Consider the following 15,389-nt stretch of genomic DNA (forward strand, 5'->3'; position numbering starts at 1 on the left):
GACGGTCGTCTTACAGCGCGGGTGGTCGGATTACATCCGGCCGCTGTCGTGCGGTTTCGCGCCGTAGGACGCTTGCGGGTGTGTGCCGCACGCCGTCTTACCGACCAACAAGGGAGCAATACAATGGAGCGTGTGACACTACGGATTCCGAAGCAGCAGATCGAAGAGGTCGAGCGAATGGTCGATACGGGGGAGTTCCCCAACCGGAGCGAGGCGATCCGGTCGGCCGTTCGTGAGATGTTGAACGAACACGAGGACACCGACCGGGCCAGCGACCGGCGCGGCTGGGCCAAGGTGTAGACGATGCAGGACATCGTCAACTCCGCCCTGGAGAACGCCGAGGCCGAGTCGCGCGAGATGAGCGACGGCGACGGCGCCAGCGACTTCGGTGACCCGCGCATCGTCATCGTCGGTGCCGGTGGCGCCGGGAACAACACGGTCAACCGGCTGTACAACATCGGCGTCGAGGGTGCCGAGACCATCGCCATCAACACCGACAAGCAGCACCTGCAGATGATCGAGGCCGACACGAAGATCCTCGTCGGCAAGTCCCTCACCAACGGGCTCGGTGCGGGTGGCGACCCCTCCATGGGCGAGCGCGCCACCGAGATGGCCCAGGGGACCGTCAAGGAGGTCATCGGCGACGCCGACCTCGTCTTCGTCACCGCCGGCATGGGTGGCGGCACCGGGACGGGTGCGGCGCCGGTCGTCTCGAAGATCGCCAAAGAGCAGGGCGCCATCGTCGTCGGCATGGTGTCGACGCCGTTCAACGTCGAGCGCGCCCGCACGGTGAAGGCCGAGGAGGGGCTGGAGAAGCTCCGCAACGAGGCCGACTCCATCATCGTGCTGGACAACAACCGCCTGCTCGACTACGTCCCCAACCTGCCCATCGGCAAGGCGTTCTCCGTGATGGACCAGATCATCGCCGAGACCGTCAAGGGCATCTCCGAGACCATCACCCAGCCGTCGCTGATCAACCTGGACTACGCGGACATGACCTCGATCATGAACCAGGGCGGCGTGGCGGTGATGCTCGTCGGCGAGACCCAGGACAAGAACAAGACCGAGGAGGTCGTCAACGACGCGATGGAGCACCCGCTGCTCGACGTCGACTACCGTGGCGCCTCCGGCGGTCTCGTCCACATCACGGGCGGCCCCGACCTCACACTGAAAGAGGCCGAGGGCATCGCCCAGCGCATCACCGAGCGCCTCGAGGCCTCGGCGAACGTCATCTGGGGCGCCCGTATCCAGGACGAGTACAAGGGCAAGGTGCGGGTCATGGCCATCATGACCGGCGTCCAGTCCGCACAGGTGCTCGGGCCGACGACCCAGAAGCAGGCCGACGCCTCGCGTGCGGCCATCGAGGGTGAGGCGTCGCCCGAAACCGGTAGCTCCGACACCTTCGGCGTCGGCGAGACCGACGGCGGCAAGCCGGAGGTCGAGAGCGAGAAGAACAACGGTCTGGACGTTATCCGATAGATACGGATACCGACAGCTTTCTTTCCGGCGTAAACAGTACTGGTAGCTCGTCTGAAGTGTTCTCAGAACTATCTATATCAGCACATCTGTGTGACAGATGTCTGTCGGCCGTCCGACCGTCGGCACCGTGGGCATCCGAGGCGTTATACTGGTCGTCCCCCTTGCTGTGAGTGAATGTACGAGCTGGTCGACCCCGGCCGCGTCGGTGGTCTCGAACCGCTCGCCCGGACGGTCTCCCCGGGAACCAGCCTGCTCGTGGCCGGCCCGACGATGACCCGGAAGGCGGAGGTGGTGGCTGCCGTCCTGGGCTCCGGGCACGCCGGAGGGGATGACATCACGATGGTCTCGACGGAGGACCACACCGACACCGTCCGAGACCGTCTCGACGGGATCGCCACCGTCGAGCGGTCCCGGCTCGGACTGGTGGACTGCACGGGTGGGGCGACCGGCGAGGGGCTGTCCGGTCCCGGACGGGTCCAGGTCGTCCCCTCGCCGAGCGACCTCACCGGTCTGGGCATCGGCATCACCCGGGCGATGGAGGCGCTCCCGGGACGCGGCGGCCGCTACCGCCTGGGGTTCGACTCGCTGTCGACCTTGCTCGCCTACCGGTCCCCGGAGGACGTGTTCAAGTTCTGTCACCTGCTGGTCACCCGGCTGCGCGAGGCCGGCTGCTGTTCGGTCCTGACGCTGGACACCGACGCCCACGAGACGCGGACGGTGAACACCATCGCCCGGGCATTCGACGGGAGTATCGACATCCGCGATACACCGGACGATGCGTCGCACGGTCGACCCTACGAACTCCGCCTGCGTGGACTCGATGCGGCACCGGCCTGGACGCCCGTCGACCTCCCGTGAGTCGGCCGGTCGCTCGCCCTCGATGGCGAGGCTGCCGGCCAGCATCCGCTATCAGCGTCAGGTGAAGCCCGGTCGAACGGGCAGGCACGCTCGGTGACGGCTGATCGGCCGGCCGGTCGAGGACAGCTCCCCGGAGCCGCGGATACCCGTCAGCTCCGACCGTCCGCGCTCAATCCGCGTCGGCGTCCGCGTCGGGCGTCGCGCCGTCGAGCCCGGCACCCGCCTCGTGGACGGACGCGACCAGCGCGCACTTCCGGCAGACCTCGCGCGTGGTCGGCGCGCCACACCGCTCGCACTCGCCGGTGCGTTCGGCGCCGCGGTCCCGCGCCTCGGCGGCCAGTCGCGCCAGCTCCTCGTAGCCCGACATGATGGAGTGGCGGGTCCCGGGGTGGCCGTCCTCGAGTTCGAGCAGGTGCTCCTGGATCTCCCCGCGGTAGGCCTCGCTGGCGTGTGGGCACTCGGCCATGTGGACCGGCAGGTCCCGGAGGTGGGCGTACAGCGCGACCTCCTTCTCGGGGACGTCGCGCAGGGGTTTCGCGCGGGGGACGAACGGCCCGCTCTCGGGCTGGTCGGCGGAGTCGCGCTCGTCCAGCGGCCCGAGCGAGGCCTCCCAGTGACGCGCCATCTTCGTCACGTCGCCCGAGAACAGGTTCATCAGCGCGGTCTGGGCCTCGTCGTCGAGGTTGTGGCCCGTCAGCAGGAGGTCGGCGTCGAGGTCCGCCGCGTACTGCGAGAGGAGGTCCCGCCGGAACACCCCGCAGTACGCACAGGGGGCCATCCCCTCCGGGTCCTCGCGTGCCACGTCGTCCATCTCCAGCCCGAACTCCTCGGCGTAGCTGACGACCTCGTGGGCGATGTCGAGTTCGTCCGCGAGGTCGAGGCAGGCGTCGAGCGAGGCGTCGCGATACCCCTCGATGCCCTCGTGGATAGTGAGCGCGACGAGTTCGATGCGCGGGTCCTCGTCGAAGGTCTCGTGGAGGACGGTGGTGAGGACGACGCTGTCCTTCCCGCCGGACAGCCCCACGAGCCACGTCGCCGGGTCCTCGGGCGTCGCCCCGTCGGGGACGAGGCTGTCCTCGCGGACCCGCGAGCGCACCCGGGACTCGACCGAGCGCCGGAAGTGCTCCCCGCAGAGGTGGAGCCCCGAGTACGCGAGGTGCGTAACGGCGTCCGCCGGGCACTTGTCGCACTGCATCTGGTCGGTGGTCGGGGTGTGGGCGGTTGTGGGTTTCGCTCCGGGGTGTCGCGCACGGTCGGGTCGTCCGCCCGGGGCCGGGGGCCACGAGCCGCGGCGCCACCTGCGAAGCCCTAAGTAGGGCCATCGACTACGGACGGTCGGAATCCTGATCCGGGGCGCTACCAGGGCGCCAGCCCGGGCCGCTCAGGCAGGTAGGGTGACCCCACCCAACGTCATCCGCCCACCACTCATACTGCGATATCGAGCATCGACAGCGACCGGTCTCCCGGTGAGCGTTCTGCCCGGGCTACGAACACCATCCTCAAGCCGATCTGGCTCCTGCCCACTCCCGTATGCAGGTCACCGTCGATGTCGTCGGCGAGGGCGAGCGCGACCTGGACCTCGACGCCGACGCCACCTACGCCGACCTCCTCTGTGCGTGCTCGTTCTCGCCCCACGAGGCGACGGTGCTGGTCGAGGGGGCCCCGGTCCCGGAGGATGCCCCAGTGACGGCCGACCGGGTCGAGGTGCTGCGGCTGGTCAAGGGTGGGTGACGGGCGATGCACGGGCCGATGTCGGTTCCGCGCGTGCCGGACACGGCCGCCCTGCCGTTGAAACAGTTCCAGCCACGTATCACGGGTATGAGCCACACCGGAGACTCGCACGAACTGGTCGGCGAGCCGGCGCCCGCCCTCGCGGCGCCCAACGTCGGGAGCGGCCCGGACCGCTTCGACCTCGACGCGCTCGACGACGGGACGGACGCGGTCGTCCTCGTCCTGATGCGGGACTACTACTGTACGAAGTGCAAGGCACAGGCCGACCGCCTGGCCGACCACTACGAGGCGTTCCACGAGCACGACGCCGAGGTCGTCGCCGTCCTCCCCGAGGACCGAGACCGTGCCCGCGGGTGGGCCGACGTGCCCTATCCGCTCCTGGCCGACCCCGAGAAGGCGTTCGCCGAGGCGTACGACCAGCCGACGAAGTACGGCGCGCTGGGGGAACTGAGCGACTTCGCCGGCCGGATGCCCGAGGCCGTCGTCCTCGACACGACCGGCGACCCCGAGGTCGCCTACGTCCACCAGGGCGACGGCTTCGGCGACCGACCCAGCGAGGACGAACTGCTGGATGTCGTCGCGGAGGTGGGTTCGTAACGAGCCATGTGGGCCGGTGGTGACGAGGGGGGTGACGGGAGCCGCGAGCCGACCGCCCGGAGCCACGACCCCGGTACGCACGCCCCCGCGGACGTGACCGTGGGACCGGCCCGCGAGGGCGAGCGCGCGACCGCGCTGGGCATCCTCGACATGGCCGCGCTCGAGGTCGACCGCGAGGCCGTGATGGCGGGCGAGCGCGAGGTGCTGGTCGCCGTGACCGATGGCCGCGTGCTGGGGGCGCTGGTACTCGACGGCGAGCGCATCGAGGCGGTCGCGGTGCGTCCCGGCCGGCAGGGGCAGGGCATCGGGAGCGGACTGGTCGCGGCGGCGGCCGCGCACCGCGAGCGATTGGTCGCGGAGTTCGACGCGAAACTCCGGCATTTCTACGAGAACCTCGGTTTCGACGCCGAAACCGAAGGAGAACAGAGGTGTCGCGGCGTGCTTGAGTAGGGGGCGGAGCGTGGCGTATCTGCGGTCAGCGCTCGAGCCCGTGCTCGGCCATCAGCTCCGGGACGGTCTCCGGGCGCATCTCCATGCCGTACTCGGCCGAGACCGCCACGAGCCGCTCGATGGCGGCCATGTCGGGCATCTCGTCGGACGGGATGAACTCGGCGGCCGCCTCGAAGTAGGCCGCGAAGTCGCCGGGCGCGATGACCTCGACGAACTCGACCGGTTCGTCGCCGGCGTTCCAGAACGTGTGCCAGACGTCGCGGGGCTTCACGGCGGTCTCGCCCGGGCCGGCCGTCGAGATCTCACCGTCCAGCAGGACGGTGAGTTCGCCCCGCACGACGTGGGAGATCTCGTCCTCGCGGCTGTGTCGGTGGAGCGGCGCGCCGAGCGCGTGCGGCGCGAGGGTGTGGTACACGACCGCGACGCCGCTCTCGCTCTCCTCGGGGGCCACGTCGAGTCGCGCGCCGAGGGCCGAAACCTGCACGTCGTACTTCTGGGGGTGTGTGGATGCTGAACTCATGCAGGAACTATCGCTGACTGAGGAGATAAACTACTGCGCGAGCCGAGTGAACAGCTGTCAGTTCCGGGGGGCGAGCCGTCAGACGAGCGGCTCGACCAGTTCCCGGCCCGCCTCCAGCAGCGCCGCGACCCGCGCCGGGTCGCCGGCCTCGGCGTAGACCCGCATCTTCGGCTCCGTTCCCGAGGGGCGCATCAGCAGCCAGGTCCCGTCCGCCAGCAGCACCTTGAACCCGTCCACGTCGTTGACCTGCTCGACGTCGACGCCGGCGACCTGCTCCGGCAGGGTCTCGCCGAGCTCGGCGACGACGGCCGCCTTCCGGTCGTCGGGGCAGTCGACGGAGACGCGGTCCTGGTGGATGTCGCCGTGGTCCTCGCGGATGCGGCCGAGTCGGTTGTCGACCGACTCCTCGGCCTCGGCCTTCGCGGCCAGCAGCGCCAGCAGCACGCCGTCCTTGTTGCGGAGGTGGCCCCGGACGCCGAAGCCGCCGGACTCCTCGCCGCCGAGCAGGGCGTCCGTCTCGGCCATCGCCTCGGCGACCCACTTGAACCCGACCGCCGTCTCCGTGACCGACTCGCCGTGGGCCTCGGCGACCCGGTCGACGAGGAACGTCGTCGAGACGGTGCGGACGGCGCCGCCCGAGCGCGATTCGAGCAGGTGGTCGTAGACGACGGTGAACAGCAGGTTCGCGTCGACGTACCCCTCCTCGGGCGCGACGACGCCGATGCGGTCAGCGTCACCGTCGTTGGCCACGCCCAGGTCGGCGTCACCGTCGGTGACCCGCGAGACGAGCGCGTCCAGGCGCTCCGCGGCGGGCTCGGGCGGCGTCCCGCCGAAGGTCGGGTCGTCGTCGGTCCGCAGTTCGATGACGTCGGCGCCAGCGCGTTCGAGCGCGCGGTCGGTCACGCCGCGCCCGCTCCCGTGCATCGCGTCGTACGCGACGGTGAGCCCGGCGAGGCCGCCGTCGTCCAGTCCGAGGAAGCCCAGCAGGTGGTCGACGTACGGCCCGACGAGGTCGGTCTCGTCGACGCTCCCCCACTCGGCCTCGGGCAGCGGCTCGGGCGCCCGGAGGTTGGCCTCGAGTCGGTCCGTGACCGCGGGGAGGGCGGGCGCGCCGTCCGCGGGGACGAACTTGACACCGTTGTACTCGGGCGGGTTGTGGCTCGCGGTCACCATCAGCGCGCCCGCGAGGTCCCGGTCCGTGACAGTCCACGCCACGGCGGGCGTGGGGCAGTCCCGCTCGGAGAGCACCACGTCGTGGCCGTTCGCACAGAGCGTGCGGGCGAGTTCCTCCGCGAACCCCCGCGAGGTGTCGCGGGCGTCGTAGCCGACGGCGACCGCCCGGCCGTCGTCCTCGGCGTCGAGGTAGTCGGCGACCGCCTGCCCGACCATCCGGACCCGGGCGTCCGTGAACTCGTCCAGCGTGTCGCGCCAGCCGTCCGTCCCGAACGCGATGGCGGAGGCGTCGTACTCCGTGCCGCCGTCCGCGGTGAGGGCGTCCGCGGCGAACTCGTCGTCCATACCCGAGGCCCGCGGCGGGAGGTGAAAAAACCGGGAGTCGGCCCGACGGTCAGCGGGGCCGACTGATCCGGGGGTGGCACCGGAGAAGGCACTTGCTCGACGGCGACGGGCTGAGGCTGCGAGTGCCGCACCGTTATATCCGACACGGTCGTCCCTTCCGGTATGAGTCTGTACGACGCCGTGTCGGACCTCCCGCTGACGGTCGAGGGACACGAGCGGACGCGCCGCGAGCGTGACACCTCCAGCGACTTCACCCGCGTCTCGACGACGTTCGAACTATCGGGCGCGGGCGAGACGGGCCGCGGCGAGGACGTGACCTACGACACGCCCGACCACGACGCGCTCGCCGAGGCCGACCCGGCGTTCGCGGCGTTCGAGGGGGAGTGGACGTTCGAGGAGTTCTCGGCTGCGCTGGACGACGTCGACCTGTTCCCCGAGCCGCCCGAGCGCGAGACGGCCCACCACTACCGCCGGTGGGCGGTCGAGTCCGCGGCGCTGGACCTCGCGTGCAAACAGGCCGGCCGGACGCTGGGCGAGGTGCTCGACCGCGAGTACGACTCCCTCCGCTTCATCATCAGCACGCGCCTCGGCGACGCGGGCTTCGACCGCATCGAGCAACTGCTCGACGTGAACCCCGAGGCCGAGTTCAAACTCGATCCCACGGACGACTGGGACGCCGACCTGGTCGAGCGCCTCGCGGACACCGGCCGCGTCCGGGTGCTGGATCTGAAGGGGCTCTACGAGGGAACGCAGGTCGACATGACGCCGGACCCCGACCTCTACCGGCTCGTCGTGGAGGGGCTCCCCGACGCCGTCGTCGAGGACCCGCGCCTGACCGACGACACCCGGCCGGTCTTCGACGGCCACGAGGACCGCGTCTCCTGGGACTACCCCATCACGGGCGTCGAGAGCGTCGAGGACCTGCCGTTCGAACCCGACTGGCTCAACATCAAGCCCTCGCGGTTCGGCACGGTCGAATCGCTGTTCGACACGCTCGAGTACGCCGCCGAGCGGGACATCGCGCTGTACGGCGGCGGCCAGTTCGAACTCGGCGTCGGTCGCGACCAGATCCAGGCGCTGGCCGCCCTCTTCTACCCGGACGGCCCGAACGACGTGGCGCCCGGCGGCTACAACGACCCCGAGCCGTCGCCGGACCTGCCGACGAGCCCGCTCGACCCGCCGGTCGGGTTCGGGGTGCGGTAGCGGACGCCCGTAGCTATCTGGCAATCTCGGTTGAATACCTCACACGCCGTACGGGGGGTATGGCAATCACACAGCAGCTGAGGCACGAGATCGCCGACCAGGTGACCGCCTGGGAGGGCGTCGCGACCACGGAGCAGGCGGACGGCCGGACGGTCTTCACCTACGCGGGCACGGAGTTCGCCCACATCGACAGCGACGGGTCGCTCGACCTGCCGCTGTCGCGGCGGCTCCGGACGGCACTGGTGGCGGCCGACCGCGCCGAGCACCACCCCGTCTACACGGAGACCGGCTGGACCACGTTCGAGGTTCGCGGCGAGTCGGATATCGAGCCGGCCGTGACGCTCTGCCGGCTCGCCTACGTCTACCGCCGCCTCGACGAGAGCACCCACGACGACCGGGCCGAACTCGCCGAGGGCGTCGACCTCGACGCGGAGCTCGAGGCGTTCGGCGCCGACGACGGCGTGCGCGACGCGATGCTCGCTCTCCGGGAGTAGCGTCGTCCATCGTCGGGCGTACCCCTCCGCCGGACGTGGCGTCGTCGGCCTCACTCGGACCCGGTGCCGGCGTCCAGGTACTCCCCCTGCACCGCCACCACCTCGCTCGAGTCGGCGCAGTCGGCGTACCGCCGGAGCGGCTCGTCGTTCAACTCGAGGAACGTGTGGCCCCAGGAGAAGTGCGACAGGAGATCCTCGGCCCGCTCGCGGTGCCCGAGGATGACGAGTGCGCCGGCGAACGCCTCGGCCGTGTTCAGCTGGAACGGCGTCCCGTAGTTGATTGGGTTGGCCGCGACGAGGAAGGGGAGCCCCCGGTGGGGACCGTCGAGTCGGAAGGCTTCGGCCTCTGCCGTCTCCCAGGAGCAGTCGAGGGCGACGAGCACCGACTCCTCCCCGTCCGCGTCCTCGGCGGCACGGCCGCCTGCGTCAGCGGGCGAGAGCGCCTGCTCGGCGTGCGGGTCCAGCACGATACCCCGCGGCGTCGCCCGCGCCGACTCGTGGAGCGTCACCTCGTCGAACTTCGCGAGCCGCCGGGCCGTACACTTCTCGGGGTCGTCGTCGCCCTCGTACCGGACGTGCAGGTCCACGCCCTCCGTTTCGTGTCGAGGGAGAAAAGCCATCCGCTGGCACCCGCATCAGCCTTCAGTCGGTCAGTTAGCCACTGCATACGCGCGACCGCAGGGAGCGCGGTTTTGGTTCGAAAGACGCCGGAGGCGTCTTTCGTCATCACGAGAGAGCTTTGCTCTCTCGAACGACACCGGCACGAGCGAAGCGAGTGCCGGCCTGTTTTCTGAACGTTTTTTACGCCGAGTGGTTCCGTAGCGCTCGCCGGAGGCGAGCGCGAGGAAACCCGAGGCGTAAAAAAGCTCGTGTCAGTCGTCGACGACGACCTCGACGGGGTCGTCGGACTCCTCGACGGCCTCGTCGTCGCTCTGCGATTCGAGGTAGAACAGGAGGCCGGCGACGGCGAGGACGACCCACGCGCGCCAGTTGGCGACGTTCAGCGTGTAGCCGACGCCGAACGGCTTCTCCACGAGCATCCCCTCGCCGGGCTGCCAGTACGAGGAGAGCATCCGCCCGAGCGAGGGCCGCTCGAAGTTGTACGGGATGCCGAACAGTTCGCCGGACTTGGGCATATCAGCCATATCGCCGGGTACGACGGGCCGCCTAAAGGGGTTTCTGGTGGTCTCCCCGGCCCTCCACCGAGGGGGCTGGTGGTGGCGGCCCCCCCACCTCCAGGGTCGTCCTACCTGACCACGCCGGCCGACAGGAGGACGAACAGGAGGACGACGAGCAGCAGTGCGAACCAGCTGACCACCTCGGCGGTCCAGTACGGTGCCGACGCCGCGAGCGGCGTCGGCCGGTCGCTTCGGTGCATCCCGTGCGTAGTTGTGACTCCAGCTACCTGTGTGTTACGGTCTGTCATGCTCCGGCGATGGGTGGGCTCACGCGACGGTGCCGGGCCGCTACTGGTACCGGCCGCGCCCCTCGATGGCGCCCAGTTGCCCGAGGACGGCGTCGGCGTCGAGCGCCCCGTCGGCCGACGCGGCGGTCGTCCGGTAGGCGTCGAGCGCGGCCTCGCGGAGCGCGTCGGCGTCGTCGGCCGTCCCGTCGAGCGCCTGTCCGAGGACGTGCAGGTCCATCGCGAAGTCCTCGGGGTCGGCGGTGTAGTAGCCCAGCCCGAAGTCGACGAGGTAGGTGCGGCCGTCGGTGTCGCCCGTGTCGTCGGTCCCCTCCGCCACGCGGACGTTCCGCGTCGTCGGGTCGCCGTGGACCAGTCCGGCGGCGTGGCAGCGCGCGAGGTGCCCCGCGACGTCCCGGACCCGGTCGGCGGTCACGTCGGCGCGCAGGTCGTGCGTGCCGACGTACTCGAGCGTGAGCGTGGCCTCGACCGGGTCGACATCGAGCACGAGCGGGGTCGGAACCCCGGCTCGCCGGGCGTCGTGGGTGAGCCGGGCCTCGCTCCGTGTGCGGGTCGCGCGCAGGCGCTCGTCCAGCGCGGGGTGGCGGTACGCCTTCGGAACGCGGCGCTTCGTGACGCGGCCCGCCCCGGGCTGGAGGGTGACGACCGCCTCGGCGCCCTGGACCTCCGCCCCGGCGGTTTCGGTCCCCGTCCGGGCGACCTCGGTCGTGCCGTCCCGCCAGGTGACCGGGACCTGGTCCGGGCGGAAGTCCGGGTCGACGGCCGAGTCCGCGATGGCGAGCGTGTCGCCGGCGGCCGCCATCTCCGCGCCCAGCACCGCGATCATCCCGGCGTTATCCCGGAGGAAACGCGGCTCCGGGGCGAAGAACTCGGCGCCCCGGGCGTCGCACATCTCGGCGAGCATCTCGCGGAGGCGGTCGTTCTGGCCGACGCCGCCCCCGAGGACGAGTTCGTCGCGCCCGGTCAGCGAGAGCGCGCGCTCGGCGACCTCTGTCAGCATCGCGAAGATATGCTCCTGCAGCGCGAAGCAGACGTTCTCGACCGGTTCGCCGTCGTCGACGGCCGCTTTCGCCGCGGACATGATGCCCGAGAACGAGAAGTCCATCCCCTTCACGACGTACGGGAGGTCGGTGTACTCCCCTTCACGGGCGCGCTGCTCGACCTTCGGACCGCCCGGATGCGACCAGCCCAGATGCCGCGTGAACTTGTCGATGGCGTTGCCGACGCCCGTATCGAGCGTCTCGCCCAGCACGCGGTAGCGGCCGTTCCGGTAGCCCAGGACGTGTGCGTTCGCGCCGCTGGCGTTCAGGCAGACCGGCGCCTCGAAGCCCGACTCGTGCCGGCCGATCTCCAGATGGGCGACCATGTGGTTGACGCCGACGAGCGGCACGTCGAGCGTCCCCGCGAGCGACCGTGCCGCGGTGCCGACGATGCGGAGGCACGGGCCGAGGCCGGGGCCCCGCGAGAACGCGACGGCGTCGATTGGAGGGTCGGCCGTCGCGTCGTCGCCCGCGGCGATGCCGTCGGTGGCGCCGCCGTGCGTCCCGCGTGCGTGGTCGAGGACGGTCGCGACCACCTCGGGGATGGCCTCGCGCATGTGCTCGGCGGCCTCGCGGGGGTGGATGCCGCCGCTCTCCGGGACGTACGCGTCCGTCTCGATGACGGTCTCGTCGGTCGCGGTGTCGTGCAGCGCCGCGCTGGCGGCCCACGCGGTCCCCTCGATGCCGAGCACGCGCATTGGTTGTCGGAGGGTGTCGGCCGGGCGGCTTAGGGGCGTCGGGTCGCGCTTCCGGGACCCACGGCGGGTCGCGCCCCGCCCCTCAGAGGCCCGCCGCGATGAAGACGAGCCCCAGGAAGGCGATGAAGACGCCGGCCATCCGCTCCCAGACCACCCGTGCCCAGGTCGGCTCCACCTCGCCGGGCCGCCGGCTCCCGATGGCGTCGATGCGTTCTCCCAGCCAGGCGGTCGACCGGGGGAAGACGGCCGATATCAGGCCCAGGACGAGCATGACGGCGCCCCCACCGACGGCCACCGGGTCAGCCATACCTGGTGGGTATCGGTGGCTGAAAATAAATCCCTTGCCGGCGGCTCCGGCGACACACGGGGCCCCGGGAACTGTGGCCTCAGAACCGCGGTGACAGCGCCGCAGCGACGAGGAAGAGGCCGAGAACGACCACGGCGATGCCGCTCAGTCGCGTCCAGGTCACCTTCCACTCGGCCGGCTCGACCTCCGAGGCCGGTGTCTTGCTCCCGATGGCGTCCAGTATCTCGCTCGTCGCCGCCGTCGCCCGGGGCAGGACCGCCGGCACCAGCCCAGCCACCACCATGACCGCACCGAGCACCAGCTGGACCGTATGCTGCATGGCGGTCGCTGTGGAGCGGGGACGGGAAAATCTACTGCCGTGACTGGGGCCGGCTCGTTACTTCCACTCGGTGTACGAGCAGCGACCGCAGTGCTTGCGGTCGTCGTGGTCCGCCAGGAACGCGTCCCCGCAGCGCGGGCACTGCTCCTTGGCGTGGGTGCCGTCGTCGTTGTAGTACTCCGAGCGCATCTCTCTACGCCTCCTCGGCCTCGGTGTCGGCCTCGGCGTCCTCGGCCTCGGCGCCGATCTTGTTCCGGTCGAGCATGTAGTCCTGCTCGATCTCGGCCGCCTCGGCCGGGCTGTCGTAGACCTTCGCGTAGCCGACGGTCTTGCGCATCCCGAACTTGGTGTCCAGCTTGTGGACGACGACCTCGTCGGAGTCCTTGTTGAGCTTCGCGGCCAGCGAGTCGCGCACGGAGAGTCGCGACGGGCTCGCGTCCTCGTGGACCACCTGGAACCGCACGTCCGTCCGATGCAACATCGGGTTCGCCTCCTCGGAGATGATGTCGATATCCATGGTTCGTTGCCCGTGAATCGTTCCGAAGCGCGTAAAAGGATTTCGAGAACCGCTCCCGCCGGTTTCGGGGGATGCGCTGGGCCCGTGTGTCCGTGGTTGAGGCGGCGACAGCGACTCCGGGACCACGACGCCGACGACTCCCGCAACAGAATGACCTACGAAGCCCTCGCGCGCTCCGGGTCCCTGACTCGCTGCGCGCCTCGCGCTCGCTTCGCTCGCGCTGCGGTGCTTACGTCGTCAGTTGACCCGGAGCGCGCTCGCCCTTCGATTCCACCAGGGGATTGAACGTGTCACGGCCGCTATGGCCCTGCCCTTCCCCAGGTCGCGCGCCGTCAGAGGCAAGCTCTGACGAGCCCTCGTTCGCTTCGCTCACGAGGACGGCACTCGGCCGCAAGGGCCTCGGCACACGCTCCCGGCCGGTGAGCGGTTGCTAAGCCGGCCGGTTCCGGGACCAGGAAGCGCGTCAGCGCCACTCGCGCCGAACCGCGAGCAGGGCGGGACTCCGTCCCGCTTGCAGTCGGGCGTAGCCCGACGACGAAGCGAGCGTGTTCGGCGTTCTCCGGCGCTGGCGCGGGGAGGTGTGGGGCCACTAGCACTCCGATGGAACCACCAGGCGCCTCGCTCGACCCGAAACACAGCCCCCTGGCGGAATCGAAGGTGAGCCGAGCGAAGCGAGGCGAACAGCGGGGGAGCAAAGCTCCCCCGAGCGAACGGCGGCTTCGCCGCCGTGAGCGTCGTCAGAGCTTGTCTCTGACGGAAGGCGAGCGCTCTCGAACCCTCCCGGACGACGTAAGCACCGCAGCGGAGGGAGCGAAGCGACCGGAGCGAGGAGCGCAACGAGTCCTGGAGTGGTCGAGAGCGCGAGGGCCTCGGGACCGCTCCTCTCAGCAGGGGATATTATGTCTGAAATGTCTTTCTAGCGAACAAAATATGAAAATAAGGGAAAATGCGGGGTATAGGAGAATAATAATCGGGGTTATTATATTGTTTCTACAGCTCCCGTTCGTGCTTCAGCTTGTCCCGGTCGATCTCTGCCACCGACGAACACCCCGCCAGTCCCATCGTCAGGTCCAGTTCGGCGAGGAAGTTCTCCAGGACGTGCCGGACCCCCCGTTGCCCGGCCATCGCGAGACCGTAGGCGTACGGCCGGCCCAGGAGGATCGAATCCGCACCGAGCGCGAGCGCCTTGAACGCGTCCGAGGCCCGGCGCACGCCCGAGTCGAACAGCACGGGCACCTCGCCGTCGACCTCCTCGACCACGTCCGGGAGTGCCTCGATGGCCGTGATGGAGCCGTCGACCTGCCGGCCGCCGTGGGTCGAGACGTCGACCGCCGCGGCGCCGTGGTCGATGGCGAGGCGTGCATCCTCCGGGTGGAGGACGCCCTTGATGACGACGGGCAGGTCCGTGTTCTCGAAGACGAACGAGAGGTCGTCCCACGTGAGCGACGAATCGCCGAAGATGTCGAGGAAGTGCTCGACCGCCGCGTCCGGGTTCTCCTCGGGCGGTTCGTCCAGCGAGTCGCGGAACGCCGGGTCCGAGAAGTAGTTCGCGACGCCCTCGCCCGCCATGAACGGGTAGTAGCCCCGGTCGATGAGGCGCTCGCGCCACCCCAGCGTCGGCGCGTCCACCGTGAGGACGATGGCGTCGTAGCCGGCCTCCTCCGCACGAGACAGGAACGACCGGGCCACGTCGCGGTCCGAGGACCAGTAGAACTGGAACCACTTCGGCGTGTTCGGCATCGCTTCGGCGACCTCCTCCATCGGGGTCGAGGAGAGCGACGAGAGGATGAGCGGGACGTTCAGCTCCTCGGCGGCGGCCGCGGTCCCGAGTTCGGCGTCCTCGTGGAGCAGGGTCTGGACCCCGAGCGGGGTGATCATCAGCGGCCAGTCCATCTCCTGGCCCAGCAGCTCGACCGAGAGGTCGCGCTCGGCGACCCCCCGGAGCATCCGCGGGACGATACGGTACCTCGAGAAGTCCTTCCCCCGCTCGAACGTCTCGTCGCTCCCGGCGCCGCCGTGGACGTAGGCACGCCCCTCCTCGCTCATGTTCTCCCACGCGGCCTCCTGGATGTCCTCGAACGAGGTGGGCAGGTCCGGCGGGTCGTCGTGGAGCATCCCCTCCCGGTAGACCTCCTTCAGTTTCGCGTTGCCGATGTTCCCCCGCTTCGGCGTGTCGGACATACCGTCCCGTTTCACGCCGGACCGTTTATGGGTGGGCCTTGCGGCGCGTCCCGC

At 70.1% G+C, this 15,389-nt stretch carries 20 protein-coding genes; 8 read left to right on the forward strand and 12 right to left on the reverse strand.

Annotated features, from left to right (window positions below):
- The first annotated feature begins 123 nt into the window (after nucleotides 1-123).
- The 3 genes from P2T62_RS01210 to P2T62_RS01220 all read left to right on the forward strand — a co-directional run bounded on the left by P2T62_RS01210 (nucleotide 124) and on the right by P2T62_RS01220 (nucleotide 2,337).
- A complete protein-coding gene (locus P2T62_RS01210) occupies nucleotides 124-300 on the forward strand; it encodes a ribbon-helix-helix domain-containing protein (protein WP_254824288.1) in 177 nt (58 codons plus the stop codon).
- Between the two features lie 3 nt (nucleotides 301-303).
- Nucleotides 304-1,479: a cell division protein FtsZ gene (gene ftsZ, locus P2T62_RS01215; RefSeq protein ID WP_276259668.1), complete on the forward strand. Its 1,176-nt coding sequence runs from the start codon at nucleotides 304-306 to the stop codon at nucleotides 1,477-1,479.
- Between the two features lie 174 nt (nucleotides 1,480-1,653).
- Nucleotides 1,654-2,337, forward strand: a complete 684-nt coding sequence (locus tag P2T62_RS01220; protein ID WP_276259669.1) for an RAD55 family ATPase — start codon at nucleotides 1,654-1,656, stop codon at nucleotides 2,335-2,337.
- A 169-nt stretch (nucleotides 2,338-2,506) separates the two neighbouring features.
- On the opposite strand, the gene ncsA is transcribed toward P2T62_RS01220, so the two are convergent.
- Nucleotides 2,507-3,532, reverse strand: coding sequence for a tRNA 2-thiolation protein NcsA (ncsA, locus tag P2T62_RS01225; RefSeq protein ID WP_276259670.1), 1,026 nt, complete (start codon nucleotides 3,530-3,532; stop codon nucleotides 2,507-2,509).
- A 335-nt stretch (nucleotides 3,533-3,867) separates the two neighbouring features.
- On the opposite strand from ncsA, the gene samp2 reads away from it, so the two are divergent.
- The 3 genes from samp2 (at nucleotide 3,868) to P2T62_RS01240 (ending at nucleotide 5,115) form a co-directional block, all read left to right on the forward strand.
- Nucleotides 3,868-4,068 carry a ubiquitin-like small modifier protein SAMP2 gene (gene samp2 / locus P2T62_RS01230; RefSeq protein WP_276259671.1) on the forward strand — a complete coding sequence of 67 codons (201 nt, stop codon included), beginning with the start codon at nucleotides 3,868-3,870 and terminating at the stop codon, nucleotides 4,066-4,068.
- An 87-nt stretch (nucleotides 4,069-4,155) separates the two neighbouring features.
- A complete protein-coding gene (locus P2T62_RS01235) occupies nucleotides 4,156-4,665 on the forward strand; it encodes a peroxiredoxin family protein (protein WP_276259672.1) in 510 nt (169 codons plus the stop codon).
- A gap of 6 nt (nucleotides 4,666-4,671) precedes the next feature.
- Complete coding sequence (locus tag P2T62_RS01240) at nucleotides 4,672-5,115, forward strand: GNAT family N-acetyltransferase (RefSeq protein WP_337250430.1); 444 nt, start codon at nucleotides 4,672-4,674, stop codon at nucleotides 5,113-5,115.
- 25 nt (nucleotides 5,116-5,140) lie between these two features.
- Here the strand turns inward: P2T62_RS01240 and P2T62_RS01245 are convergent, their stop codons facing one another.
- Together P2T62_RS01245 and P2T62_RS01250 are read right to left on the reverse strand one after the other, a co-directional pair.
- Nucleotides 5,141-5,635 (reverse strand): cupin domain-containing protein, encoded by a 495-nt coding sequence (locus P2T62_RS01245; protein WP_276259673.1) that lies wholly within the window; start codon nucleotides 5,633-5,635, stop codon nucleotides 5,141-5,143.
- Between the two features lie 78 nt (nucleotides 5,636-5,713).
- Entirely contained in the window at nucleotides 5,714-7,153 is a 1,440-nt protein-coding gene (locus P2T62_RS01250; RefSeq protein WP_276259674.1) for a phosphoglucomutase/phosphomannomutase family protein, read from the reverse strand.
- A gap of 162 nt (nucleotides 7,154-7,315) precedes the next feature.
- Here P2T62_RS01250 and P2T62_RS01255 point away from each other — a divergent pair, with 162 nt between their 5' ends.
- Both P2T62_RS01255 and P2T62_RS01260 read left to right on the forward strand, forming a co-directional pair.
- Nucleotides 7,316-8,356 (forward strand): enolase-like domain-containing protein, encoded by a 1,041-nt coding sequence (locus P2T62_RS01255; protein ID WP_276259675.1) that lies wholly within the window; start codon nucleotides 7,316-7,318, stop codon nucleotides 8,354-8,356.
- A gap of 59 nt (nucleotides 8,357-8,415) precedes the next feature.
- The gene (locus P2T62_RS01260) at nucleotides 8,416-8,850 is read left to right on the forward strand and encodes a luciferase domain-containing protein (RefSeq protein WP_276259676.1); all 435 of its coding nucleotides are present in this window, start codon (nucleotides 8,416-8,418) and stop codon (nucleotides 8,848-8,850) included.
- Between the two features lie 50 nt (nucleotides 8,851-8,900).
- Here P2T62_RS01260 and P2T62_RS01265 read toward each other — a convergent pair whose 3' ends face one another.
- From P2T62_RS01265 to P2T62_RS01305, 9 genes are all read right to left on the reverse strand, one after another.
- Complete coding sequence (locus P2T62_RS01265; protein ID WP_276259677.1) at nucleotides 8,901-9,437, reverse strand: DUF367 family protein; 537 nt, start codon at nucleotides 9,435-9,437, stop codon at nucleotides 8,901-8,903.
- 285 nt (nucleotides 9,438-9,722) lie between these two features.
- Entirely contained in the window at nucleotides 9,723-9,995 is a 273-nt protein-coding gene (locus P2T62_RS01270; RefSeq protein ID WP_276259678.1) for a DUF5808 domain-containing protein, read from the reverse strand.
- A 101-nt stretch (nucleotides 9,996-10,096) separates the two neighbouring features.
- Nucleotides 10,097-10,228, reverse strand: coding sequence for a hypothetical protein (locus P2T62_RS01275; protein ID WP_276259679.1), 132 nt, complete (start codon nucleotides 10,226-10,228; stop codon nucleotides 10,097-10,099).
- A gap of 88 nt (nucleotides 10,229-10,316) precedes the next feature.
- The gene (locus P2T62_RS01280) at nucleotides 10,317-12,011 is read right to left on the reverse strand and encodes a bifunctional N(6)-L-threonylcarbamoyladenine synthase/serine/threonine protein kinase (protein WP_276259680.1); all 1,695 of its coding nucleotides are present in this window, start codon (nucleotides 12,009-12,011) and stop codon (nucleotides 10,317-10,319) included.
- A gap of 82 nt (nucleotides 12,012-12,093) precedes the next feature.
- Entirely contained in the window at nucleotides 12,094-12,318 is a 225-nt protein-coding gene (locus P2T62_RS01285) for a DUF6199 family natural product biosynthesis protein (protein WP_276259681.1), read from the reverse strand.
- Nucleotides 12,319-12,397: 79 nt separating this feature from the next.
- On the reverse strand, nucleotides 12,398-12,637 hold the full coding sequence (locus tag P2T62_RS01290) for a DUF6199 family natural product biosynthesis protein (RefSeq protein WP_276259682.1): 240 nt from the start codon (nucleotides 12,635-12,637) through the stop codon (nucleotides 12,398-12,400).
- A gap of 57 nt (nucleotides 12,638-12,694) precedes the next feature.
- The gene (locus tag P2T62_RS01295; RefSeq protein ID WP_254832805.1) at nucleotides 12,695-12,826 is read right to left on the reverse strand and encodes a 30S ribosomal protein S27ae; all 132 of its coding nucleotides are present in this window, start codon (nucleotides 12,824-12,826) and stop codon (nucleotides 12,695-12,697) included.
- Between the two features lie 4 nt (nucleotides 12,827-12,830).
- Nucleotides 12,831-13,154: a 30S ribosomal protein S24e gene (locus P2T62_RS01300; protein WP_276259683.1), complete on the reverse strand. Its 324-nt coding sequence runs from the start codon at nucleotides 13,152-13,154 to the stop codon at nucleotides 12,831-12,833.
- Between the two features lie 990 nt (nucleotides 13,155-14,144).
- Nucleotides 14,145-15,335, reverse strand: a complete 1,191-nt coding sequence (locus P2T62_RS01305; protein WP_276259684.1) for a lactate 2-monooxygenase — start codon at nucleotides 15,333-15,335, stop codon at nucleotides 14,145-14,147.
- Nucleotides 15,336-15,389: the final 54 nt, after the last annotated feature.

It is taken from the genome of Haloglomus litoreum (genome assembly GCF_029338515.1).
Classification (GTDB): domain Archaea; phylum Halobacteriota; class Halobacteria; order Halobacteriales; family Haloarculaceae; genus Haloglomus; species Haloglomus litoreum.

Bases quoted from the DNA above. Each gene is read 5' to 3' on its own strand.
- P2T62_RS01305 (WP_276259684.1), bottom strand. From the start codon at position 15,335: ATGTCCGACACGCCGAAGCGGGGGAACATCGGCAACGCGAAACTGAAG.
- P2T62_RS01300 (WP_276259683.1), bottom strand. From the start codon at position 13,154: ATGGATATCGACATCATCTCCGAGGAGGCGAACCCGATGTTGCATCGG.
- P2T62_RS01290 (WP_276259682.1), bottom strand. From the start codon at position 12,637: ATGCAGCATACGGTCCAGCTGGTGCTCGGTGCGGTCATGGTGGTGGCT.
- ftsZ (WP_276259668.1), top strand. From the start codon at position 304: ATGCAGGACATCGTCAACTCCGCCCTGGAGAACGCCGAGGCCGAGTCG.
- P2T62_RS01240 (WP_337250430.1), top strand. From the start codon at position 4,672: ATGTGGGCCGGTGGTGACGAGGGGGGTGACGGGAGCCGCGAGCCGACC.
- P2T62_RS01220 (WP_276259669.1), top strand. From the start codon at position 1,654: ATGTACGAGCTGGTCGACCCCGGCCGCGTCGGTGGTCTCGAACCGCTC.
- P2T62_RS01235 (WP_276259672.1), top strand. From the start codon at position 4,156: ATGAGCCACACCGGAGACTCGCACGAACTGGTCGGCGAGCCGGCGCCC.
- samp2 (WP_276259671.1), top strand. From the start codon at position 3,868: ATGCAGGTCACCGTCGATGTCGTCGGCGAGGGCGAGCGCGACCTGGAC.
- P2T62_RS01285 (WP_276259681.1), bottom strand. From the start codon at position 12,318: ATGGCTGACCCGGTGGCCGTCGGTGGGGGCGCCGTCATGCTCGTCCTG.
- P2T62_RS01275 (WP_276259679.1), bottom strand. From the start codon at position 10,228: ATGCACCGAAGCGACCGGCCGACGCCGCTCGCGGCGTCGGCACCGTAC.
- P2T62_RS01260 (WP_276259676.1), top strand. From the start codon at position 8,416: ATGGCAATCACACAGCAGCTGAGGCACGAGATCGCCGACCAGGTGACC.
- P2T62_RS01245 (WP_276259673.1), bottom strand. From the start codon at position 5,635: ATGAGTTCAGCATCCACACACCCCCAGAAGTACGACGTGCAGGTTTCG.
- P2T62_RS01250 (WP_276259674.1), bottom strand. From the start codon at position 7,153: ATGGACGACGAGTTCGCCGCGGACGCCCTCACCGCGGACGGCGGCACG.
- P2T62_RS01255 (WP_276259675.1), top strand. From the start codon at position 7,316: ATGAGTCTGTACGACGCCGTGTCGGACCTCCCGCTGACGGTCGAGGGA.
- P2T62_RS01270 (WP_276259678.1), bottom strand. From the start codon at position 9,995: ATGGCTGATATGCCCAAGTCCGGCGAACTGTTCGGCATCCCGTACAAC.
- P2T62_RS01295 (WP_254832805.1), bottom strand. From the start codon at position 12,826: ATGCGCTCGGAGTACTACAACGACGACGGCACCCACGCCAAGGAGCAG.
- P2T62_RS01210 (WP_254824288.1), top strand. From the start codon at position 124: ATGGAGCGTGTGACACTACGGATTCCGAAGCAGCAGATCGAAGAGGTC.
- ncsA (WP_276259670.1), bottom strand. From the start codon at position 3,532: ATGCAGTGCGACAAGTGCCCGGCGGACGCCGTTACGCACCTCGCGTAC.
- P2T62_RS01280 (WP_276259680.1), bottom strand. From the start codon at position 12,011: ATGCGCGTGCTCGGCATCGAGGGGACCGCGTGGGCCGCCAGCGCGGCG.